Consider the following 21,585-nt stretch of genomic DNA (forward strand, 5'->3'; position numbering starts at 1 on the left):
GGCAAGCGCGTCTTTACGCGGGCTCATGCGTGCGTATATGATGGCTCATAAAAAAACCCCGGGCACAAGGGAGAGGGCCCGGGGATAAACGAGACCCTGGGCCTAGCGGCCCAGGTTACCCGCTCAGGGAGGAGAAGCGGATAAAGGACATATCGTCCTGTATACATAGACCGTGGGCCCCGCGAGAAGTTCAGTGGGCCTCGTCCCAGTTTTTCCCCACGCCGCATTCGGCGATGAGCGGCACCGAAAGGGCCGCGACCTGCTCCATACGCGCCACGACCGCCTCCTTCAGGGCCGGGACCTCCCCTTCCGGGACCTCGAACACGAGCTCGTCATGGACCTGCATGATCATGCGTGCGCCAAGGCCGGTGTCGGCGAGATAGGCGTCCACCGCCAGCATCGCCATCTTGATGAGATCGGCAGCCGTGCCTTGCAGGGGGGCATTGATGGCGGTGCGCTCGGCGTATTGCCGCCGTCCGGCGTGGCTTGCCTTGATATCCGGGATATAGAGCCGGCGGCCGAACAGGGTCTCCACATAACCTTGGCGACGGGCCGTGGCGCGCATGTCTTCCATATAGCGATGGACCCCCGGATACCGGCGGAAGTAGAGATCGCAATACGCCTGGGCGCGCGTCTGATCGATGCGCAGTTGGCGAGCGAGCCCGAACGCCGACATTCCATACATAAGCCCGAAATTGATCGCCTTGGCCGCCCGGCGCTGGTCATCTGTGACCGTGTCCGGCGTCATGCCAAAGACCTCGGCGGCGGTCGCGCGATGCACGTCCCGCCCCTCCTGAAAGGCGCGCACCAGGCCCGGGTCCTGAGACAGGTGGGCCATGAGGCGCAACTCGATCTGGGAATAATCGGCCGACAGGATGCGTTGACCGGGGCCGGCCACGAAGGCCTGACGGATGCGCCGGCCCTCCTCGGTACGCACCGGGATGTTCTGGAGATTCGGGTCGCTCGAGGATAGGCGACCGGTGGCGGCCACAGCCTGATGGTAGGTGGTATGGATGCGGCCGGTGCGCGGATCCACCATCGACGGGAGCTTGTCGGTGTAGGTGCTCTTCAGTTTGCCGACCGCGCGATAATCCAGAATGAGCTGCGGCAGAGGGTAGTCAAGGGCGAGCTCGGCGAGCACCTCCTCGGCCGTCGACGGCTGCCCCTTGGGCGTGCGTTTTTTGACCGGAAGCTTCAGTTCCGTAAAGAGAATATCCTGGATCTGGGAGGGGGAATTGAGGTTGAAGGCGCGCCCCGCGAGACCATGCGCCTGGTTCTCGAGGGTGGCGAGCTTGATGCCGAGCTCGGCGCTTTGCTTTTTCAACATGGCGGTGTCGACGGGGACGCCGGCGGCCTCGATGCGCGCCAGCACCGGACTCAACGGGCGCTCAATCGTTTCATAGACACGCGCCAGGGCAGGCTCCGCGGCGAGCCGCCCGAGTAGCTCTTCATGCAGGGCCAGCAGCGCGGAGACGGTGTCACCTGCGGCCGCCGCGCGCTCATCGGGCGGGACCGCCGAGAGCCCCCGGCGCCCCCGACCTTCGCCGAGCAAGGTCGCCCGGGTCGCGACCGGACGGCCCAGATACTTCAGGGCCAAGGTGGCGAGCTCGTGACTTACGGCCCCGCTATCCAGGACATAAGAGACCAGCATGACATCGTCCCAGGGTCCGGCAAAGTCGAGGTTTTCTAGCATCAGGAACCGCAGTATGCGCTTACTGTCGTGGACCACGAGCGGCGGCGCGCCGCTCTCGAAGAGCGGGCGCACGGCGGCGAGCAAGGCCTCGAGTGCGGGGCCGTTCAGGAGGTCATCCGCCGCCGGGATCATCCACGCGCCCTCGGCCGTTCCCACCACCATCGCCACGACCCTTCCGTCCTCATCCCACAGATCGAGGGCCACGAGCGGGGCCGCGCGCCAGACCTTGGCCTGGGCGCGGATGAGCTCGGGGTCGGTCACGGTCAGCGCGGCGCTTACGGCACCCCGTGCCTCATGGCCGAGCTCGGAAAGCCAGCTCTTGAACTCCAGTTCACCATATAACTGGCGGAGCGCATCCTGGTCCGGGGGTTGCGGCGCGAGATCGGCCAACGTAAGCGGCAAGGGTACGTCACAGCGGATGGTGACGAGCTCGCGGGCCAACCGCAACTGTGGCTGACCCGCGCGCAAGGCCTCGCCCAATCGCCCGGGGATATCCTGCGCATGCGCCATGAGTGCGTCGAGCGAGCCATAGGTCTCGAGCCAGCGCACCGCGGTCTTCGGGCCGGCGCCGGCCACGCCCGGGACGTTGTCGACCTTATCGCCGACGATGGCAAGGTAGTCGACGATGCGCTCGGGGGGCACGCCGAAGCGGGCGATCACACCCTCGCGGTCGAGGGCCTGATCGGTCATGGTGTTGATCAGGGTCACGTCCGCGGTCACGAGCTGCGCCATGTCCTTGTCGCCCGTGGAGATCACGACCTTCAGGCCCTCTCCGCGGCCGAGCGCGGCGAGCGTGCCTATCACGTCGTCGGCCTCGACCTCCGGCACCGCCAGCAGCGGGATGCCCAAGGCCCGGATCAAGGCGTGCAGCCGCGGGATCTGGACTACGAGGTCATCAGGCATGCGCGTGCGGGTCGCCTTGTAATCGGCATAGAGGGCGTCGCGGAAGGTGCCGCCGGGGGCATCGAAGATCATGGCGACGAGCTGTGGCTTGTAATCCGCGCACAACTTGCGCAGCATGTTGGCTACGCCGTAGATTGCGCCCGTCGGCTCACCGCGCGTATTGCGCAAATCGGGCATGGCGTGAAACGCCCGGTACAGATAGGATGAGCCGTCCACCAACAGCAAGAGTTGTCCAGGATTCCCGCTCGGTATCATGACTGCCCCAAAAGCACAAAAACCCCTGATCAAAAGAAAACCCGCGGCCGCACACGCCGGCGGACCTGCCACCGACGGCGCCCTATCGCGGGAGGCCTGGAAGATCTTCCAGATCATGGCGGAGTTCGTCGAGGGTTACGAGGCCTTGGCGCAGATCCGCCCATCGGTGAGCATCTTCGGTTCGGCCCGCATCGCCCGCGACCACCCCTACTTCGCGCTCGCCGAGGACATCGCCCGCCAGTTATCGGATGCGGGCTTTAGCGTCGTGAGCGGTGGCGGCCCCGGCATCATGGAGGCCGCCAACAAGGGCGCCTATGCCGGCCCCTCGCCCAGTGTCGGCCTGAACATCCGCCTGCCTCACGAACAGGCCGGCAATGCCTACCAGGACATCCGCCTGACCTTCCAGCACTTCTTCGCGCGCAAGGTCATGTTCGTGAAGTATGCCACAGCCTATGTGGTCATGCCCGGCGGCTTCGGCACCCTGGATGAGATGATGGAGATCCTGACGCTCATCCAGACCGGCAAGAGCCGGCGTATCCCCATCATCCTCGTCCACACCCCATTCTGGACGGGCCTCGTGGAGTGGTTCCGCACGGCCTTGCTGCGCGACGGCGTGATCAGCGACACCGATCTGGACCTGTTCGTCATGCTCGACCGGCCGGAAGACGTCATCGATACGATATTCCGTTATTACGAATTAAGCGGCTTCGAGCCCTCCGAAGAGGAAAAGGAGATCCAGCTCAACCTCTGACGAGGGATCTGGTTTCGTATGTCGGTCTTCACACGCATAGAAGAAGCGGAGCTCGCGGCCTTTCTGACGGGCTATCCGGTAGGCACCCTCCGATCCTTTGCCGGGATCGAAAGCGGCATCGAGAACACTAATTATTTCGTGTCGACGACGGAGGGTGAGTATGTACTCACGCTATTTGAGCGGGTGGACCCCGCCGACCTTCCGTTCTTCCTGAACCTGACGGCGTTTCTGGCCGAACACGCGATCCCCTGCGCCCATCCGGTGCGCGGCGCGGATGGCGCGTATGTGGGCACACTCCACGGCAAGCAGGCAGCACTCGTCATGCGCCTCTACGGGCGATCGGTCATGACCCCCTCGATGGCGCAGTGTTCGGCCATAGGCGAGGCCCTGGCGCGGCTGCACACGGCGGGCGCGGCGTTTACCTTCGGGGGGGAACGTCCCAATCCGCGAGGCCCCCGCTGGTGGCGGGCAGCAGCCGAGCGGCTGGCGGGCCATCTGGACGGGGAAGACGCCGATATTCTCGCCGAGGAACTCCGTTTCCAGGCCCTCTACCGCTTCGCGGATCTGCCGCGCGGCGTCATCCATGCCGACCTCTTTCGGGACAACGCGCTGTTCGATGACGACCGCCTGACCGGCGTCATCGATTTTTACTACGCGTGCACCGATACCTGGCTTTATGACCTGGCCATCACCGTGAACGACTGGGCGAGCGAGGACGATGGGCAGCTCGACTTTCAGCGGGCCGGGGCGCTGGTCGCCGCCTACCAGGGGGTTCGTCCACTGACCAGCATCGAGCGCGGCGCGTGGCCGGTGCTGCTGCGGGCCGCGGCCCTGCGCTTTTGGCTCTCGCGTCTGACCGATCTCCACTTCCCAAGGGCCGGCGAGCTGACGCACACTAAGGACCCGCTCGTCTTTCGGCGGATACTGACGGCGCGCCGGCGAGAGACGCCGCGCCTGCGCGGCCTCTGGCGCGGGGCGGGTTAGCGGCGCGCGATATTCTCGGGAAGGGGTGTGCCATGGACAAGGATCTGTCGCAGGCGGGGCCGTGGATCACGGGCGCCTATGCCCTCACGACCGCCGATCTCCTGTTATGGGCGGGCACGACCGCGGCCTACCTCGCGGTCGCCGCGCTCGTCTCGGACCTGCCGCTCGCGGGCGAGGTGCTGGTGGTGCTGTTCACCCCGGTGATCGCAGCCGGGGTCCTGCGCGAGGCCGCGCGCCCGGACGCAACCGGCGACTACGCACGCCGCGCGCGCGATATCTTCGTGGGGATCCTGCGCGATCCCGCGCTTGCGTTACCAGTCATGAGCGTCGCCACGATCCTGTTGGGGGCCTGGGTCTTCTTGACGGTATTGGCGATGATCCTCGGCGTGGACGGGGCCTCTCTCGGGGCCATGTTCGCGCATCGCGACCTGCTCGCCCGCGTTTTCACCGGGGTCCTGCTTACCATCTTCTGGGGTCTGCGGGTGGCGCTGATCATGACCGCGCTCTATGTGCTCGCGGCCACCGTGCTTGGCGCCGCGCGCCCCCTGGAGGCCCTCGAGCAGACGCTGGCGCTGTGGCGCAAGCAACCGCTCACCATCGCGAGCCTTGGGATCACGTTCGTGGCGCCGCTTATCCTTGCCGCCTATCTCGGGCCCTGGACCCGCACCCTCGTGGCGCTCGTCACCGTCATACCGCTCACGCTCGCGGTCTATCTGAGCTACGAGTCGCTGCGCGCCCAGGGTTCCGGCTCATAAGGCACCCTTCGCCCGTGGCGGCGATGCAAACGCGTGCGCCTGGTTACCGCCGGCCCTTTGCGCCTCGTACAAGGCCTCGTGGGCGTTCGCCAAAAACCGCTCCAGATCCTGGCCGCGCCCGAACTCGGCGATGCCGGCGCTCATGGTGACCGCCACCTTCTTGCCCTTGACGGTCAGCGCGATGCCGGCCACGGCCACGCGCAGCCGCTCGGCGACGAGCAGCGCCTGCGGGGTACGGGTCTGCGGCAAGACCACGAGAAACTCCCAGCCCTGATAACGGCCCAGACGATCGGGCAGCCGCAGGGCCTCGCCCAAGGCGGCCGACACCGCCTCGAGTATCAGCGCCTCGGCCTCGGGCCCCAGGTGCTCCATTAGGGTCTGCGCGCCGTCGATGCCGAGACTGATGAGGGACAGGGGCGTACCGTAACGCTGGGACTGGGCCATGGCCTCGATAAGGCTCGAGACGATGCCCCGCCGGTTCAGGGTGCGCGTGAGATCGTCGACCAGGCCGGTCGGGGCCCCCAGCGGGTCGGCGGCCGGGCGCTTGACGTTCATGATGCGCGACGCGAGCGCATAGACAGCGACCGCAAGCCCCACGGCCTGCAGTAGGGCAAACACCGGCCACCATATGGGCCAAACGAGACTCAGGGCGATGGCGACGACGCCCGTCACCAGGGCCAGTGCGCCGGTGACGACCGCGAACGGCTTGCGTCGCAGCCCGCCTTGCTTGGTCAGGAAAAAAAACGGGTTCACGATCCATCCCGAGATCGAGGGTATGCAAAGAACTATAGGCGTCCGCGGGACCGCTTTCCAATCCGCCCCTAAAGAATCTTCAGGCCCGCATAGGCCAGGACCAGCCACTTTACACCGCTGGCCGCGAACTGCACCTGCACGCGCGCCTGCGCACCGTGGCCCTCACTGTCAATGATCACCCCCTCGCCAAAGGTCGCGTGCGCCACGCGGCCACCGATCGACGGCCCACCCGGGGCGGCCGCCGATAGCGGGGACGGGGCGGCCGCCGCCAGAGGCGGACGGACATGATCGAGGAGGTGGTCGGGGATCTCGGCCAGGAATCGCGACGGCGGTGAATAGCGGTCCTCGCCGTGCAAACGGCGGGTCTCGGCATAACTTAAGGTGAGTTCGCGCATGGCGCGCGTGATCCCGACATAGCAGAGCCGGCGCTCCTCTTCCAGGCGCGCCTCGTCATAAAGAGAGCGCTCATGCGGGAACAGCCCCTCCTCGAGACCGGTCAGGAACACCACCGGGAACTCGAGACCCTTGGCGGCATGCAGGGTCATGAGCTGGACCGAGTCCTGCCCCTCCCCGGCCTGCCCCTCCCCGGCCTCGAGCGCGGCATGCGCCAGGAACTCCAGGACCGGCTGCCCTTCGTGCTCCTCGGCCATGAAAAATCGCGCCGCCGACACCAGCTCTTCCAGATTCTCGCCACGCGCCTCGCCGCGCTCGCGACCCTCCTCGCGATAGAAATCGAGCAGGCCGGTCTCCTTGAGAATGGCCTCGATCAAGGCGTCCAGGGATGTGGTCGCGGCGTCCGCCGACAGCCGCTCGATCAGGTTCACGAAGCCGCGCACCGCCGCGGCCGCGCGACCGCTCAGGCCACCGTCGGCCACGAGCACGACCGCCGCCGCCCATAAGGACGTGCCGTCGCCCCGAGCCTTGGCGCGCAGGACTTCGACGGTGCGCGCGCCGATACCGCGCGTCGGCACGTTGACGACACGCTCGAAGGCCGTGTCGTCATCGCGATTCATGGCTAATCGCAGGTAGGCGAGGGCATCCTTGACCTCGGCGCGATCGAAGAACCGTAGTCCCCCGTAGACGCGATAGGGTATGCCGGCACGCACCAGCAGCTCCTCGAAAAGGCGCGACTGGGCATTGGAACGATACAGGATGGCGACATCGCGCGGACGGCCGTCCTCGGAAAGCAGCCTGCGGATACGCTCGATGACGAATTGCGCCTCGTCCACCCCGCTGTAGGCGGCATAAACGGCCACCGGACGACCCTCGCGCCCGGCGGTCCACAAGGTCTTGCCGAGGCGTTTGGCGTTGTGCGCGATCACGGCATTGGCGGCCTCGAGGATGCGCCCGGTGGAGCGGTAGTTCTGTTCGAGCCGGATGGTGCGCGTACCCGGATGATCGCGCTCGAAGCGCAGGATGTTCTCGACCTCGGCGCCGCGCCACCCGTAGATGGACTGGTCATCGTCGCCCACCACGAACAGGTGGCCGCCGGCGCCGAACAACCGCAACCATTCGTACTGGACGAGGTTGGTGTCCTGGAATTCGTCGACCAGCGTATGCCGGAAGCGCCGCTGGTAATGCTCGCGCACCGCGGGATGGCCGCGCATCACCTCGAGCGTGGCGAGCAGGAGCTCCGCGAAGTCGACGAGGCCCTGCTCACGGCACAAGGTTTCGTAGGCCTGGTAGACCTGGAGGAGCGCGCGCTGCGTCGGATCGGCGAGCGCCTCCACCTTCCGCGCCCGCCGCCCGGCTTCCTTATGGCCATTGATGAACGCCTGGACCATACGCGGCGGGTAGCGCGCCTCATCCAATGCCTGGGCGCGCATGAGGCGCTTGACCAGACGCTGCTGATCGTCGTTATCGATGATCTGAAACGCCTCGGGAAGACCGGCCTCGCGCCAGTGGGCGCGCAGGAAGCGGTGCGAGAGACCATGGAAGGTGCCGATCCACAGACCAGACACGCTCTGCCGCAAGAGCCCCTCTACGCGCCGGCGCATCTCCGAGGCGGCCTTGTTGGTAAAGGTCACGGCGAGAAAGGAAAACGGCGAGGCCCCCCGGTCTACGAGCCAGGCGATCCGATGGGTGAGGACACGCGTCTTGCCACTGCCCGCGCCCGCCAGGATACGCATGGGGCCGGGGGCGGCCGTGACCGCCTCGCGCTGGGCCTCGTTGAGGCCGTCGACGAACGAAGATTCCATGGCGCGAGTGTAACCCGCGGGCTAGGCGCGGGAAACCGTGGCGGCATGGTCTCGGCTGCGCGCATTGCAATGACGGCGCAAGTGGTGTCAACTAGCGGGGTTACGTACTTTTGGGTACCTCATGGACGAAATCCGCGATTTCGATCTCCATGCCGCCTGGATCCGCCGGGCGCAAACCGATCTCCATGCCTTCCTCGAGGCCCTCGCCGCGCGCCTCGAGGGCGCGCTCCCGGGGCGCGTCCAGGTGGAACGTAAGCGCGACGGCCTGCTGAGTGCAACCCGCCACGTAACCGCGATCACTATCCAGGTCGACGGCAGTCGCTACCTCCTGGATGCCCACAATCATGACGTCCGCGCGAGCCGTCAGCACGAGGTGCGCGGCGTGGTACTGAAGACCGAATCCCTGCCGCTCGACCGCTGGCTGCAAGAGCTGGAAGACGATCTGCGGCGGCTGTCGGGGACCCTGGAGGGCGCGCGCGGGATCCTGCAAGACTTTCTGACATCATAGGAGGCACCATGGCCCGCTTTGGTCCACCCGCTGACCGCGCCCACGACGACGCGGGGTCGCTCGCCCGGCAGACGGCCTGGAATGAGGCGCTCACACGCGGTACGGTGCCGGCCTTCGTCAAGGAGCGGCTGGCCGAAACCATGACCGGCAAGCGACCCTGGGTCACCACCGCCTCGCCCGCGGGCCTACTGACGCAGCGCTCCCATGGCATCCGCCCGCTCGGGCTCGTCTCTGGCAACTGCTGGTTCCAGTTCGGCTATTCCTGGACACGCGGCCATTACGAGGGCTGGCACACAGCGCTCGATCGCCTGCGCCTGGAGGCCGGGCTCATGGGCGCCAATGCGGTCGTCGACGTCACCCTGCGCGTGCGGCGCATGCCGGGCACCGAGAATGAGGGCCACATGGACTACGGCGCCATGGGCACGGCCGTGCGCGTGGACGGGCTGCGCGAATCGGCCAATCCGGCGCTCGCCACGGTCTCCGCCCTCGAGTTCGCGCGGCTGCTCGAATCCGGCATCGTGCCCGTTGGGCTTGCCATTGGCGCCCATTATGATTGGTTCGTGGCGACCGGCTACCAGACGGCGAACACGGCCTCTTTCTGGAACCAGGAGATCGCCCCGCTGTCGAGTTTTCTGACACGCGTGCGCCGCCAGGCCCTGCAGGAGCTGCGCGACGACGGCGTGCGTTTGGGTTCGGGCGTGCTCGCCCACACCCAACACACCGAGCTCTACCGCGTGGAGCCCGATGAGAACAATCCCTACCCGCGCTTCCTCGCGCGCTATATCGCGCTCGGCACCGCCATCCTCCACGATAGCCGCTCGCAGCGCCCGTTCGGCGTGCGTCCGGTAATGAGCGTGCGCAACCCGCGGCTGCTGGCCGCCACCGACACCGTAAGGGAGGTCTTGTAATGAGCGATACGGTCCCCGATCTGCCGCAACACGCGCGCGAGCGCCTGGAAGGTCTGCGCGATACCAGCCGCCGGGGCGGCATCTTCACCTCCGATTTCTCGGTCAACGAGTTTCTCATGGTGGGCGAGGCCGGCTTTGAGCCGCTCGGCCTGGTGGTGGGCTCCTGCATCTATCACACCGGCATCCAGTACGCGGGCTGGGCCAAGAACCAGGAGATGGCGGTGCTCTCGCAGGCCATGTACGAGGCTCGGGAACTGGCCATGACGCGCATGGAGCAGGAGGCGCAGTCGTTGTCGGCAGACGGCGTGGTGGGCGTGCGTCTGGAGGTCAAGCGCATGGACTGGGACAAGGATATCCTCGAGTTCCTGGCCATCGGCACGGCCATCGCCCATAGCAAGGGCCACCCGGGCTTCAAGGGGCCGGCCGGCAAGCCCTTTACGTCCGACCTCTCGGGTCAAGACCTCTGGATGCTGCTGCAGTCCGGCTACCGGCCGCTGGCCTTGGTCATGGGCTCCTGCGTGTATCACGTGGCCCATCAAGGCATGTTCCAGTCGCTTGGCAATGTCGGCCGCAATGTCGAGATGCCGCTCTTCACCCAGGCGATGTACGACGCCCGCGAACTGGCCATGGAGCGTATGCAGCAAGAGGCCAAGGAGGCCGGCGCCGAAGGGGTGGTCGCAGTCCAGCTCCACGAGGGCTCGCACAACTGGCAGCCCCACGTCATCGAGTTCTTCGCCATCGGCACGGCGGTCAAGCCCATAGAAGACACGGCCATCATCCCTGAACGACTGATCCCGCAGATTGTCATACCAGTAAACGACTAGGTAGGGAGGTTTCCCCATGAGTCTCTTCAAGCGTGCGGCCGAGGTCATAGAGGCCAAGTTCAGCAAGATCATCAATGCCGCCGAGGACCCGAACGACACCCTCGACCTCTCCTACGAAAAGATGCTCGCCGGGCTCCAAGAGACCCGCCGCCATCTCGCCGATGTCGTCACCGAGCAAAAGGTCCTGGAGCAACAGATGGCGGCCGCACAGGCCGAGATCACGCGCCACGACGGCGATGCCCGCCTCGCCCTGCAATCCAACCGCGAGGACTTGGCGCGCGCCGCGCTCACCCAAAAGCAGGCGGCGACCGTAAAGCTCGCATCGCTCACCGAGGCCCATGACAACATCGCAGCGCAAGTCCAAAAGCTCATCGAATATGAGCACAAGTTCCAGGAGCGGATCGACGCCTTCCGCACCCAGAAAGAGGTCCTGAAGAGCCAGTACGGCAGCGCGGAGGCCCAGGTCAAGGTCAACGAATCGCTGTCGGGCCTGAGCGAGAAGCTGGGCGGCGTAGGCGAGAGCGTGCGCCGCGCCAAGGACAAGACCGAACAGATGCAGGCCCGCGCCCAGGCGGTCGACACGTTGGCCGAGAGCGGGGTCCTGGATGACGGCGACGACCGGTCGCCCGCCGAGCGCGAACTCGAGAAGCTGCGCTCGGGAGGCGCGGTGGACTCGGAACTCGAGCGCCTCAAAAGCGAGATGAAGAAATAGCGAATACCGGCCGGGCGGCACGGGATCTGTGACGCACGAGGCGCACGCCGGCCCTTCCAGGGATCGCCATACGGTTCACTGAGCCCATATTCCCGCCGTCACACCGACCCTGATTACCGTGAGAATCAGGCCCGCGCCCAGGAGAGGAAACGTGGCGATGCCACCGCCTGGCCTATTGGCGGGGCTATTGGAAGGCCCATGGCGCCTGGGCCCGCGATAATCGCCACAAACAGGCCCGACGCGACGCGCGCCGCCGTCTTGCAAAGAAGGACGCGTCAACGGCAAATATCCCTGTTGTTTCCGGCAGTTACCAGCTCTCTTCTGCCACAGGCAATGATCTTGCAAAGAGTGACGTGTGCACGGTGGAATGGAGTGTTAAACCCCGCTCATCGATGTGAGAGCATTCCATTCCCGTCGCTCGCTTGCATCACCGCCTGAGCAGCGCGGCGGCGGCATCCATCTGTTCGTGCTCGAAGGCGGGCGCGAAGTCCTTGAGCTCGGCCGCGCGCAACCCGACCTCCGGGCTGAGTGCCACTTGGCGCCAACCCAATACCGCGGCATGCACCTCCCCAAGCACGGCCAGGGCCTGTGCCTCGTCCAGCGCGAAATACGATGCGCGGGCCAGCAGCATCTGAATGTCACTGATCGGCCCGTCGTGCTCGCTCAGCCACGTCTTGGACTCCCTGTCTTTGTCCGGGAAAGGGTTGATGTCGAAGGCAGGGGCAAGGCGCCATAGGCCGTGTTCCACGTGCAGAAATCCGTGGTTCTGGAGGTGGTCGTCCACGTTGGTGATCAGCAGATTGAGCACCAGGCGGCGCCAAAGTTGGCGCACATCCTCGGTGGGTGCGTGGCTGTGGGAGCGGATGGCGTCGGCAATCTCTGTGTAGCTACGATCCTCTTCGCGCGAGGCCTGCAGCAACGATGCAGCCGACTGGTAAGGGATGCGGCCGCCATCGTGGTCGCGGTCGAACCGGCGGATGACCGCGACCGGCACCTCGTTTCCCCCGTCACCCAGCAAGACGATGCGCGCGGGCGCGGCATCGATCCCCGCCTGCGCCGCCAGCTTCAGGGCCAGCACCTCGCCGCGCGTGACGCTGCGGGTGTCGCCCACGCTCGGAAACTTGCCGATGGCGAGCCAGCCGTCCTCGTCCACCATCGTGCACTTGGGGCGCGTGCCGCCGAGCGAAGTGCCCTTGCCTTGCAGGTAGCGCAAGTCCTCGGCGGTTTCCTGCCCGCGCTCGACGGCACAACTGGCTTGGTAGATATATTCCAGCTCGATCAAGGGCGGCGCGCTACGCCGGCCTTTCGCGACCGTCCTGTGCCAAGCCCCCTCTGTGTCACGCAGGCGCAATGCGCCAACGCGGCTAAAGTCGTCGACCGCCAGCAGGTAATCCAGCTCGGTGAGGGCCGGTAGTTGCGGGTCGGCCCTGCGGCGCCTGGCATGGTCGCGGGCGATGAGGCGCCGGCCCCAGGCATCCGGCGCGGTATCCGCGATCGCGCCATGAAACACGGAATCATGGGGTGATGCAGCCTTGTGCGGCTGATGGCCCGGTAGGAGCTGCAGGTCGGCCGACACGTTGAAGCACACCGGATTGGCCAGCCAAGCCGCGTCATAGGCAAAGACGCAGTTCTCGCGCCGTCCCTGGCGGACATAGATGAGCGCGCCGACCGGCAGGCCCGCCTTGCCGATGCACAACGAGACCTGCCGGCGGATCGGGGGGGCGGCAGCCATCAGAGCGCTCCCGAGGTGCCGCCTGGCTTGCTGCGCACGCGCTTGGGCAAGCGTTCGTCCATCAGCGTCAGGCCGATCTCGTCGCGAGCCGTGTCCAGCAGATGCGCCAGCGCCTGGATTTCGCCGAAGACATGCAGCGCACGGGCGAAGAAGTGGATGGGCACGCGCACGTCACCTTTCTCCATGCGGCGCACGGTAGACAAGGACGCGCCCATGCGCTCGGCCAGCGAAGCCTGCGAGATATGGCGACGCCGGCGCGCCAGCGAAATGTCGCTGCCGAGCTTGTGGATGGCGCGCTCGACAGGCAGGGGAATCGGGGATTCCATCCTAATAGCTCCTAAAAGATTGCTAATGCCGGATACAGAGTTCTATCAGGACGATTATATCAATCGGCCCCAGATGATGGCAATAAAGGCTCCCAAGAGGACGTTAATCGTACTATTAATGTCTGTTGAGCACCGTAAGGCCGTGGGCTCAGCTCACACCATGCACCTCGGGCTCAATGGCTGGGACGGCGTCGCGGTATCAATCCGGTCGCGTTGGAGTTCCCTTTCTCTGGCGCACCTGATCGGGGTGCGCCACGACATCAATCATCCACTCCGCGGGCCGCTCAGCTGCCCCTGGGCCATTCCAAGCCCCAGAGCACGGTTCGCTACCTCAGTACTGAGGTGGATGATGCGCTAGAGATTTCGGAGCTGACCGAAATCTCGCCGGCACCTTGCGGCCGCATGTGATCACCGGTGCGGCCGCCTTCTGGCCTCTTGTCGTATTCGTGTCGTCATCTGGGCGCGAAGTAGGCGCCTCACAGGTGACTTGCCTTAAAAGGGCCGCGCTACTGGGAAACCCGCCAGATGGCCTATACCTACTCCTTGGCCACTGCCGACCTACGGGTTCGCTGGAGCGCGACTGCTAGTAGCCACTAATCCGTCATTCCCGATGCATTCCCATTTCGCGTGGCGCCCATGGAATTTCCTTATGTGGCGCGTTACGCCGTAACGCGTTACTCAGGAGAACACCGCCATGGCGGAAGCCGCACACCGAATGCGGGCAATGCGCGAGCGACGCCGTGCACGGGCGCTACGGGAATTGCGGTTGATCGTACCCGACCCCTTTCCAGGGCCGTTCGGCGACGGGTCGCTCGGCAGCTTGCCCGCTTGGACCACGCGACGGAGGGAGAAGCGGTGTGGTGGGTCGAAGAGGCCTCGGAATTTGACACCTAGTGAAGTGGGGCGAGGTCGTGACGGTAACAGCGCCGGACGACTACGGGAAGCCGCGCCCGGCAGTAATTGTTCAGGCTGACGCGCTGCCCGCGGGGCAGTCTTCCGTGGTCATCTGCCAAATGACCCCCGGGATCGCAGGGGCCCCGGATTTTCGCATCACCCTCGAACCTACCGAAAAAACGGCTTGCAGACACGCTCGCCAATCATGATGGCTAAACCCGTGACCATCCGTCGCGAGCGCGTTGGACGCAGGATTGGGTCGCTTGGCGAGAAGGATGTCGCTCGACTGAATGTCACGCTTGCGTTTGTCATAGTATCGGCTCACTGATTATCGCTTGCGCTTACGATTCCGCTGCGGAAGCGCAGATTTTGCTGAACCCGGCATCATCGACACCCGCGTTTACATTACTTTGGGCGATGGCCTATGGCGGCGTGGGGTACCCGAAAAAGCATCGTGGGCCCCTCGGCACTAACGCCACTCGCCATTCACGCAGCATGCCGTGTCAAGGTCGGCAACCAGGGCGTTACCGGCCTTGCGACCGGATCAGCGCCAGTGGCGGCTCGGGCTGGCAACCTACCGACTAATACTGTGCGCCAGACAGGGGCTTCCTCGGCCAAAGCAGCTGCCGAGGTGCTATGTTAAAGTAACTGTTATTGACGGGAAGCGGTCGTCCTTTCAGATACTGGCAAGTAATACTTCTCAAGGTGGCCTCAGCTAGCAGCAATTGGTGCCCCTACTGTATGTGGCAGCTCGAGCACGAGGATAGAATCCCGCGTCGATCGATAAGCTTGACGGCGCATATGATGGGCTCCGCTCAGAACGATGGTTTTCACAACAGTGTCACGGGCCGGGGAAGAAAAGGGAGGCGCATGCCGCAAGTAACACTTAAAGGCATCTGCTTATGCGGTACCGTACAATACGAAGTGATCGGTGATCCGCAGCGTTTTTATCATTGTCACTGTTCACGATGTCGGAAGTCTTCCGGAACAGAACATGCGTCCAATATCATGATGACGAGCGCAACGCTCGTATTTAGTCATGGAGAATCACGGCTCAGGCAATTCAAACCGCCAGAGGCTAAGCGCTTTTCCAGACAATTCTGCGCCGAATGCGGTAGTCCGGTGGCGCGTTTCATACTCGGATGGAACGCGGTGGTTATCCCTGCCGGATCATTGGATGACTCTGTCCCCATCAAACCCCAGGCGCGCATCTACTGGGACTCGCGCACAGATTGGACGTGTGACGGTGATACGTTACCGAGATTCCCCGAGGGGCCTCCCAACCTGCTCTCAACGACCGCTGAGGGTCGCAAGGGCGAGTAGCGGGCACCGAGGATGCCGCTTGAATGCACCAGCCCAGATTTTTCGTTGGGACTGCTCGAGCGGCAGCAATGCGAAGGCGGATCGGCCACTCAGGCGCCAAGCGCTTAATGAGCGGTCAGGCCGATCAGTGGACGATCGGCTGCGTTGGCCAGCATGGGCGCATAGGGTTGGAATCGTAGAGGTCAAAACATATCAGTCTTTGCTTCGGTCTCCTTCTGTCAAAACATCATTTATTGGGAACGGGTCCTCACAACGCTGCGGGGGCTGGCGTGAAGCCTTCCTGATGCTCTCGCCCGTGGCCCAGTGGCGCCTCGCGGCCCGAATTACGGCCCGTGCCCCGTGGAACAGAAATGCCGCCGGGCTTCTTGGCTGTCGTCTCTCAGGACACTCTGGACCCGGACGATCTCCTGGCTGGCCGTCTTGATCGCAATGGCATGGTCTATGTCAAAAGGCGGCGGCACCTGTCCAGATCCGTGTAGGGGCGCCGAGAAATCGGCACCCCTACACGCGGTCCGCACACCGACCTAGAAGTCGTACTCAACCATGATGCGGTTGTAGATAAAGCGCTGAACGACCGGAATATGGTAGGCAACACCGACGCGGTCGCGTAACGACAGCCCTTTGAGCACCCCTTTCAAGAAATAGGTCACTCAAGGTCGGCCTCATCGGTGTAAGGGGCACTGTAGCCCGCATAGACCGTATTGAAGTAACGGGCGTATCCCGCTATGACCCGCACCTGCCGTTGCAATAAAAAGGCGGTGACGGCTACCTTAACGGCGTGCCCCGACGTCTTACGATCAACCATACCCTGAATCATGGACGTCGTATAGAGCGGATCAGTCGCGTAGCCTGTTGTATAGGGCGAGACAACATCCCCGTTACCAAAGGCGCCCGGACGAGCGGGGAGATCGTTGTAACCGACGGTCAGCAGGTCGGGGCCGTGCTTGATCCCGACGATCGCGCCGTACACGGTGGCGTCCACGTGGCCGAGCTCCTGCGCCCCCGATCCGGTCTCGCGCACATACTGTGCGCCCACTAAAGGCGCGAGGCCGTGAGCCCCGGCGAAGGTATAACTTCCCTCGACATAGGCCATCTTCGCCAGATTGAAAAACTGGTAGCCCCACGCCGTTGCCGTGAGGCCTTCGACATGATAGCTCGCTCCTACCGCGGCGGCGCCGGGCTCCGTGTCGCCTGGTAGACCACCGGTACCGCCCACGTTTACGGAACCTGCCGCGTTATAAAGATCGGTATTCGAAAAGCCATCCGAGGTCCGACTCTTATAGCGGGTGATGCGTAGCGCTGACACGGTCAGGCCCGACACCGGCTGGATCGCCGCAAATAAGCCCTGATAAGTCGCGGGCACCACGCGCGCGTCAGAGGGGTCCATCCGGGGCGTGTTCAGAAGCTGGTCACCCGCTCGCAGTAACACCCCGCGGGCGCGGTACTGGAGAAAGGCCTGGCCAAAGGTGTCGATGCGCCCATAACCCGCAAGCGTGCCATCAACCAGCGCCGGATTGCGATTATTGAGCCCTAGGGAGTGAGCCGCATAAAATGAGGCGGTAGCGGAAAAGCCGTCGACTGCACCCGACATTATGTTGACAGCGCCGCCTGCCGCGAAGGCGTGTTGGGACGGTGGCACGCCGGTATAAAACCTCGCAAAATCGTAGGCGCGAACATCGCCCGTAACCTTCATGCCCGACAAAAAGCCCGTTGCGGCATGGGCTGATCCCATATTCATCGCGAGGAACAGGGCGCCGAGCGGGATGGCGGACAACCCCCTCCATCCCCCTTTTATGCCGACGTCGCGTCCGGCCCTACGGTGCCTATCGGCAGCTGCCCCGACCCAATCCTGCTTACCAATCCTTATCATGAGCCCCCCTTGTGATTCGCGCGCCGTCTCGCCACCACTCATGCATCGCTCTCGCCGTTAGCGCTCGCTGTCTACGCCATAGGGCCGGGCGACCAACAAGGGCTTCCTTCCCCGTTGCGCCGACTTTTTATCTCGCCGCACAAACCTATGCGTCTATGCTTCCATGGCGCCCCACCGCCTCCCGCGGCCGCTCGGTCTCAAGCCCCCTACCTCGCCAGGCATCCAATACACTTCTCTTTCAAGTCTCGCCCGCCCTCGCTCGCGAAAAGCTTCTCCTTGTTCCTCGGGAAGGGCTCATCCAAAGCGAATACCTCGCAGATTCTGCCGCGATCCCGCGACATGACCACGATTCTTTCGCTCAGATACATGGCCTCCTCAACGTCGTGAGTCACGAAGATGATCGTTACGTGGGTCTCTTTCCAGATATCGAGGAGACTGCCCTGCAGGCTCGCCCTCATTTGGGCGTCCAAGGCCCCGAAGGGCTCATCCATGAGCAACACGGCCGGCGCGTTCGCCAAGGCGCGTGCGATTTCCGCACGATGCTGCATGCCACCAGACAGCATCTTCGGGTAGTAATCCCCATACCCAGCCAAGCCCACCATGTCTATATATTTTGCAGCCACCGCATTGGCCTGGGCCTTCGATACCCCCCTTTGCATGGGCCCGAAGCGCACGTTTTCCATAACCGTTTTCCAGGGAAACAGCGTATGTTGCTGAAAGACGATGCCGAGACTTGCGGTCGGCTCTTTAATCTCGCAGCCATCCAAAAGGATTTGGCCCGCCAACGGTTTGTAGTGTCCGCCAATGGCGTTTAAGAGGGTGCTTTTGCCGCAACCAGACGATCCGATTATGGACGTAAACGACCCGCCGACGAACTTAAAGCTAAAATCCTCCACGACCGTATTGGTGCGTCCAAAGTTCTTAAACCCCAAGCTCAATCCCCGGACATCTATGTTCCCGATATTTTGCATACTCTGCCCCTGCGCCGACGTATGTGCCTACTCTGCCCAAGGCACGAGCTTACGCTTCAGATAATAGATCGAGCCGGTGCTAACGCTGCTCAATAATCCTATAGTCAGCATGCCCACGATAATGTTTCCATACTGAATGAGCTGGTATGATTCCCACGTGAAGTAGCCGATTCCGAACCGGCCACTGATCATTTCCCCAGCCAAAAGCGCAAACCACGCACCGCCCATGCCGAGCGCCATACCCACCGTAATACTGGGAATGGCGTAGGGAATGACCACATGAAAAAGCACATTCACGCGGTTGGCTCCCAAAGAGCGTGCCGCCTTTACAAGCTCCTTGGGTACCCGGCGAACTCCCTCCCACGTATTGAGCACGATAGGAAAGACCGCACCAAGGAAGGTGATAAAAATGATGCTTTCCTCGGTGGTGGGCCACACCAAGATCGCCATTGGCACCCACGCAATGGCCGGTATCGGGCGCAACATCTCCACGTAGGGCGCGATTACGAGGCGCAAGGTGGTGCTATACCCCATGGCGATGCCCACCGATACCCCGACTACCGTGGCCAGACCAAAGGCCACGATGATCCTGTACATACTCCAATAGATATCGCGCCAGAATGCTTCAGTCACAATGACAACGCGGAAGGCCTCGAATACGGCCACGGGGGTCGGTATGTTGGAGAAATCCAGGATAAAATGCACATGGGACTCCGTGAGCCACTGCCACAGGCCTACACCCGCGATCAGCGACGCCGCGGAGGCCATCAAAGCGGCCCAGCGGATGTTTTGGGCGATGCGCAGCACCCGGTTGGCCCAGCGGTTTTGCCTCGGCGCGGCGTTAGGGGCCTCTTCCGGCGCCGTGCTCATCGCCGGCTTTTGTCCGCGCTGCGTCACTCCCGCCATGATTTTGTCCATATAAGCCCCCATGTACGCCCTGGCATACCGTCTTCCGCAGACCCCGTGCGCCAAGCCCATCTGCGGTCATCTAGCGTCCTCGTTACAGTTTCTTCAGCGCTTCCGTATAGGTGTAGACAGGCCCATTGGCGGCGGCCTGTTTGGCACCGCTTAGTGTCATGAAGGCGTCTACCTTGCCCCCATCGATGGTGTAAAACGCGTAGTTCCCGAAGAGCTTCAATCCCGTCGCGTGGTCATAGACGTACGTCGCGTTTATAACGCGATGCTTGGCGGCAGAGGCCTTAGCCGCCAGGAGCATGGCCTTGACCCCCTTGTACTTATGGATTCCAGAACCCTTGAACCAGATCTCCGGGCTCCTATGAATATTGGCCATGGGGTTATAAGGCGCGCCGAACTGTTTGCGGTAGTTGAGACCCATCTGTTTATAGGCGGTCTTAAGGTATTTCGGTTGGACCCAGTCGTTCATGTTGAGCGGAGGAATGTGGGCGTAGCGCGCCAGGATGCTGTGATCATAATTGAGAGTTTTAACCCATTTCGATGTTATGACGGGGTTGAGTGTGAGATAGCCGCCGTGACTAAAGTACAGGTAGAGCACCTCTTTTGGGATCATGGTCCAACGGGACAGCAATTTACTGGCTTTGTATGGGTCACGGGCGATCCAGCGATCGGCTGCGATCACGGATTTCACATAGGCCACGACGATTGCTGGATATTTTTTGGCAAATGAGGAGGTCACAACCGCGCCATGAAGGTAGGGCACATGTGTCTTTGCGCCGCTATAGATGATTCGGCCTACATGCTTGTACTCCATGTATTCGGAGATCGGGCAGAAATCCGCATGGGCTGCAATTTTGTGGGCGGTAATGGCGGCTATGCCCGCCATCGGGCTTTGGTTGACGATATGGAAGTCGGAAATGGGAATGTGGTTGTCGGCAGCCATCTCATAGAGCATGCCCCATGATGAGCTGCCTACGGGCGTCGAGATATCTTTGCCCTTTAGTTGCTTGATGTTGGTTATGGGGGAATTGACAGGGACATCGATGGCGTTACCGGCGCCATCGAGGTTGTAGCCGGTCATGGTAATGAGATAGGAACGCCTGGATGGTGTCTGCTGGAATTTGGCGCCGTTTACGACGAGCGGATAGTCGCCCATGGTACCGAAATCGAGCTTATTGGCCATCATCATGTTGGTGATGGGCGCGCCGGAGCTGTAGTTACGCCAGATGATGCGATACTTCACGCCTTTGTATTTGCCGGTGTGCGGGAGGTACTTCTCGAGGAGGTGCAGGCCCTTGATAGCGGAGCCTGCAGGGTAGGTATCGGTACACATACTTTGGTAGCCGATACTAATCGTGATCGTCTTGGCGTAAATGGCAGGTGCCACACAAAGCCCGCAGAGCACTACCCCTTTCGTGAATCTGAACATTGCGGAACCCCCAGCATATTGGAACGAGTACCTACACGCAGAGCAATAAGCATACCATCGAGGAAACGGACATAATCTCTTGTAATATCAACGGGATGCGGACACATTCGGCGTAGCGCGGGAAGGCTATGCCCGCACCATGAGGGAGCGCACGCGTGCCATGTGCCTGTCCCTGGTGCAGACACTCTGGGCCCAATGATATGGAACGATGGGCGCTACACGAGGCCGGAAACAACGGGCGCGTTGCGGCGATGGGGTAGGTAGGCCAATGCCCCGACGACTCGCCCCAAGGCATCGGGGCAACTGACGCACGGAGGCCTAGCGCGACCATTTGACGCCGGGAGAGGTAAAGTGAAAGATCGATGATGGGCCACAGGGCGGCGGTTTCGTAGGTGTCCGACACGCGGCCGGACATGAAACCGGGCCATTTAATGTCCGCCTTCGCGCGCGCCCTCTGCCCTGTCAGGCTTGCGGTCGGCAAGAAATTGGCGGCTGTCCACGACATCGCCCGCCGCGGCGGCGAGGACCGCTACTCTCGTGGCCCTACTCTCGCGCCTTTACAGCCCCTGCGCCTTGCGACCGGGAGAGCGCCGAGCCGCGCCACCTTTGGAGCGTCATGAGCCGCAAGCGCATATAAAGGCGCAGCAGAGGCGGGGCGCGCCTGGCCACCAAAAGCGCGTCGACCTTATCTTGCATGGCGCGGAGCGTCGTGCCTTCGTTGAGGAAGGACGCGCCATCGTGGCAATAACTGCAATAGATCTGGCCGGGCCTTGGATGACGGTCATAAGCGAGCGGCATGCCGCAGCTTTGGCAGCGGCTAAGCTCGTTTCTGTAGGCGATGGCGAGTCCTTTGAACATCTTTACGATGCGGTCCATAGCGA

20 protein-coding genes are annotated in these 21,585 nt (G+C 63.2%); 9 read left to right on the forward strand and 11 right to left on the reverse strand.

What is annotated here, in order from left to right; translation table 11 throughout:
• Positions 1-190: 190 nt before the first annotated feature.
• Positions 191-2,851, reverse strand: a complete 2,661-nt coding sequence (polA, locus tag C4900_RS15255) for a DNA polymerase I (protein WP_114283412.1) — start codon at positions 2,849-2,851, stop codon at positions 191-193.
• Between the two features lie 28 nt (positions 2,852-2,879).
• On the opposite strand from polA, the gene C4900_RS15260 reads away from it, so the two are divergent.
• From C4900_RS15260 to C4900_RS15270, 3 genes are read left to right on the forward strand one after another with little or no spacing between them, the layout of a single operon-like run.
• Positions 2,880-3,602: an LOG family protein gene (locus C4900_RS15260; RefSeq protein ID WP_411675238.1), complete on the forward strand. Its 723-nt coding sequence runs from the start codon at positions 2,880-2,882 to the stop codon at positions 3,600-3,602.
• Between the two features lie 18 nt (positions 3,603-3,620).
• Positions 3,621-4,586, forward strand: coding sequence for a homoserine kinase (locus C4900_RS15265; protein ID WP_114283414.1), 966 nt, complete (start codon positions 3,621-3,623; stop codon positions 4,584-4,586).
• 32 nt (positions 4,587-4,618) lie between these two features.
• A complete protein-coding gene (locus C4900_RS15270) occupies positions 4,619-5,341 on the forward strand; it encodes a hypothetical protein (protein WP_114283416.1) in 723 nt (240 codons plus the stop codon).
• Here C4900_RS15270 and C4900_RS15275 read toward each other — a convergent pair.
• Positions 5,336-6,094, reverse strand: a complete 759-nt coding sequence (locus C4900_RS15275) for a GGDEF domain-containing protein (protein ID WP_065969092.1) — start codon at positions 6,092-6,094, stop codon at positions 5,336-5,338. The genes C4900_RS15270 and C4900_RS15275 overlap by 6 nt on opposite strands.
• A gap of 68 nt (positions 6,095-6,162) precedes the next feature.
• Complete coding sequence (gene uvrD / locus C4900_RS15280; protein ID WP_114283418.1) at positions 6,163-8,292, reverse strand: DNA helicase II; 2,130 nt, start codon at positions 8,290-8,292, stop codon at positions 6,163-6,165.
• A gap of 121 nt (positions 8,293-8,413) precedes the next feature.
• On the opposite strand from uvrD, the gene C4900_RS15285 reads away from it, so the two are divergent.
• The 4 genes from C4900_RS15285 to C4900_RS15300 are packed head-to-tail and all read left to right on the forward strand — an operon-like array spanning position 8,414 to position 11,244.
• Complete coding sequence (locus C4900_RS15285) at positions 8,414-8,800, forward strand: hypothetical protein (RefSeq protein WP_065969094.1); 387 nt, start codon at positions 8,414-8,416, stop codon at positions 8,798-8,800.
• Between the two features lie 8 nt (positions 8,801-8,808).
• Positions 8,809-9,708 carry a heavy metal-binding domain-containing protein gene (locus C4900_RS15290; protein ID WP_083995651.1) on the forward strand — a complete coding sequence of 300 codons (900 nt, stop codon included), beginning with the start codon at positions 8,809-8,811 and terminating at the stop codon, positions 9,706-9,708.
• A complete protein-coding gene (locus C4900_RS15295) occupies positions 9,708-10,532 on the forward strand; it encodes a heavy metal-binding domain-containing protein (RefSeq protein WP_065969096.1) in 825 nt (274 codons plus the stop codon). Before C4900_RS15290 ends, C4900_RS15295 begins: the two co-directional genes overlap by 1 nt.
• 16 nt (positions 10,533-10,548) lie before the next feature.
• Complete coding sequence (locus tag C4900_RS15300; protein WP_065969097.1) at positions 10,549-11,244, forward strand: PspA/IM30 family protein; 696 nt, start codon at positions 10,549-10,551, stop codon at positions 11,242-11,244.
• Positions 11,245-11,671: 427 nt separating this feature from the next.
• On the opposite strand, the gene C4900_RS15305 is transcribed toward C4900_RS15300, so the two are convergent.
• Together C4900_RS15305 and C4900_RS15310 are read right to left on the reverse strand one after the other, a co-directional pair.
• The gene (locus C4900_RS15305; RefSeq protein WP_170132570.1) at positions 11,672-12,976 is read right to left on the reverse strand and encodes a type II toxin-antitoxin system HipA family toxin; all 1,305 of its coding nucleotides are present in this window, start codon (positions 12,974-12,976) and stop codon (positions 11,672-11,674) included.
• Positions 12,976-13,302, reverse strand: a complete 327-nt coding sequence (locus C4900_RS15310) for a helix-turn-helix domain-containing protein (protein ID WP_065969098.1) — start codon at positions 13,300-13,302, stop codon at positions 12,976-12,978. The genes C4900_RS15305 and C4900_RS15310 overlap by 1 nt, the downstream gene beginning before the upstream one ends.
• A 911-nt stretch (positions 13,303-14,213) precedes the next feature.
• Here C4900_RS15310 and C4900_RS17480 point away from each other — a divergent pair.
• Together C4900_RS17480 and C4900_RS17485 are read left to right on the forward strand one after the other, a co-directional pair.
• Positions 14,214-14,405 (forward strand): type II toxin-antitoxin system PemK/MazF family toxin, encoded by a 192-nt coding sequence (locus tag C4900_RS17480; RefSeq protein ID WP_411675239.1) that lies wholly within the window; start codon positions 14,214-14,216, stop codon positions 14,403-14,405.
• 661 nt (positions 14,406-15,066) lie between these two features.
• Complete coding sequence (locus C4900_RS17485; RefSeq protein WP_114283575.1) at positions 15,067-15,519, forward strand: GFA family protein; 453 nt, start codon at positions 15,067-15,069, stop codon at positions 15,517-15,519.
• A 524-nt stretch (positions 15,520-16,043) separates the two neighbouring features.
• On the opposite strand, the gene C4900_RS16965 is transcribed toward C4900_RS17485, so the two are convergent.
• The 6 genes from C4900_RS16965 to C4900_RS15350 form a co-directional block, all read right to left on the reverse strand.
• A complete protein-coding gene (locus C4900_RS16965; protein WP_267896462.1) occupies positions 16,044-16,169 on the reverse strand; it encodes a hypothetical protein in 126 nt (41 codons plus the stop codon).
• Complete coding sequence (locus C4900_RS15330; protein WP_170132571.1) at positions 16,166-17,293, reverse strand: OprD family outer membrane porin; 1,128 nt, start codon at positions 17,291-17,293, stop codon at positions 16,166-16,168. Before C4900_RS15330 ends, C4900_RS16965 begins: the two co-directional genes overlap by 4 nt.
• A gap of 302 nt (positions 17,294-17,595) precedes the next feature.
• Positions 17,596-18,360 (reverse strand): ABC transporter ATP-binding protein, encoded by a 765-nt coding sequence (locus C4900_RS15335; RefSeq protein ID WP_083995686.1) that lies wholly within the window; start codon positions 18,358-18,360, stop codon positions 17,596-17,598.
• Positions 18,361-18,387: 27 nt separating this feature from the next.
• The gene (locus tag C4900_RS15340; protein WP_211307002.1) at positions 18,388-19,278 is read right to left on the reverse strand and encodes an ABC transporter permease; all 891 of its coding nucleotides are present in this window, start codon (positions 19,276-19,278) and stop codon (positions 18,388-18,390) included.
• A gap of 82 nt (positions 19,279-19,360) precedes the next feature.
• The gene (locus tag C4900_RS15345; RefSeq protein ID WP_114283426.1) at positions 19,361-20,704 is read right to left on the reverse strand and encodes an ABC transporter substrate-binding protein; all 1,344 of its coding nucleotides are present in this window, start codon (positions 20,702-20,704) and stop codon (positions 19,361-19,363) included.
• A 543-nt stretch (positions 20,705-21,247) separates the two neighbouring features.
• Complete coding sequence (locus C4900_RS15350) at positions 21,248-21,580, reverse strand: zinc ribbon domain-containing protein (RefSeq protein ID WP_211307003.1); 333 nt, start codon at positions 21,578-21,580, stop codon at positions 21,248-21,250.
• Positions 21,581-21,585 lie beyond the last annotated feature (5 nt).

This window comes from Acidiferrobacter thiooxydans (assembly GCF_003333315.1).
Lineage (GTDB): Bacteria > Pseudomonadota > Gammaproteobacteria > Acidiferrobacterales > Acidiferrobacteraceae > Acidiferrobacter > Acidiferrobacter thiooxydans.

Coding starts and splice junctions, on each gene's coding strand:
- C4900_RS15270 (WP_114283416.1), top strand. CDS start 4,619: ATGGACAAGGATCTGTCGCAGGCGGGGCCGTGGATCACGGGCGCCTAT.
- C4900_RS17485 (WP_114283575.1), top strand. CDS start 15,067: ATGCCGCAAGTAACACTTAAAGGCATCTGCTTATGCGGTACCGTACAA.
- C4900_RS15300 (WP_065969097.1), top strand. CDS start 10,549: ATGAGTCTCTTCAAGCGTGCGGCCGAGGTCATAGAGGCCAAGTTCAGC.
- uvrD (WP_114283418.1), bottom strand. CDS start 8,292: ATGGAATCTTCGTTCGTCGACGGCCTCAACGAGGCCCAGCGCGAGGCG.
- C4900_RS15310 (WP_065969098.1), bottom strand. CDS start 13,302: ATGGAATCCCCGATTCCCCTGCCTGTCGAGCGCGCCATCCACAAGCTC.
- C4900_RS15340 (WP_211307002.1), bottom strand. CDS start 19,278: ATGGACAAAATCATGGCGGGAGTGACGCAGCGCGGACAAAAGCCGGCG.
- C4900_RS15305 (WP_170132570.1), bottom strand. CDS start 12,976: ATGGCTGCCGCCCCCCCGATCCGCCGGCAGGTCTCGTTGTGCATCGGC.
- C4900_RS15295 (WP_065969096.1), top strand. CDS start 9,708: ATGAGCGATACGGTCCCCGATCTGCCGCAACACGCGCGCGAGCGCCTG.
- C4900_RS15335 (WP_083995686.1), bottom strand. CDS start 18,360: ATGCAAAATATCGGGAACATAGATGTCCGGGGATTGAGCTTGGGGTTT.
- C4900_RS15345 (WP_114283426.1), bottom strand. CDS start 20,704: ATGTTCAGATTCACGAAAGGGGTAGTGCTCTGCGGGCTTTGTGTGGCA.
- C4900_RS15265 (WP_114283414.1), top strand. CDS start 3,621: ATGTCGGTCTTCACACGCATAGAAGAAGCGGAGCTCGCGGCCTTTCTG.
- C4900_RS15350 (WP_211307003.1), bottom strand. CDS start 21,580: ATGGACCGCATCGTAAAGATGTTCAAAGGACTCGCCATCGCCTACAGA.
- C4900_RS15285 (WP_065969094.1), top strand. CDS start 8,414: ATGGACGAAATCCGCGATTTCGATCTCCATGCCGCCTGGATCCGCCGG.
- polA (WP_114283412.1), bottom strand. CDS start 2,851: ATGATACCGAGCGGGAATCCTGGACAACTCTTGCTGTTGGTGGACGGC.
- C4900_RS15290 (WP_083995651.1), top strand. CDS start 8,809: ATGGCCCGCTTTGGTCCACCCGCTGACCGCGCCCACGACGACGCGGGG.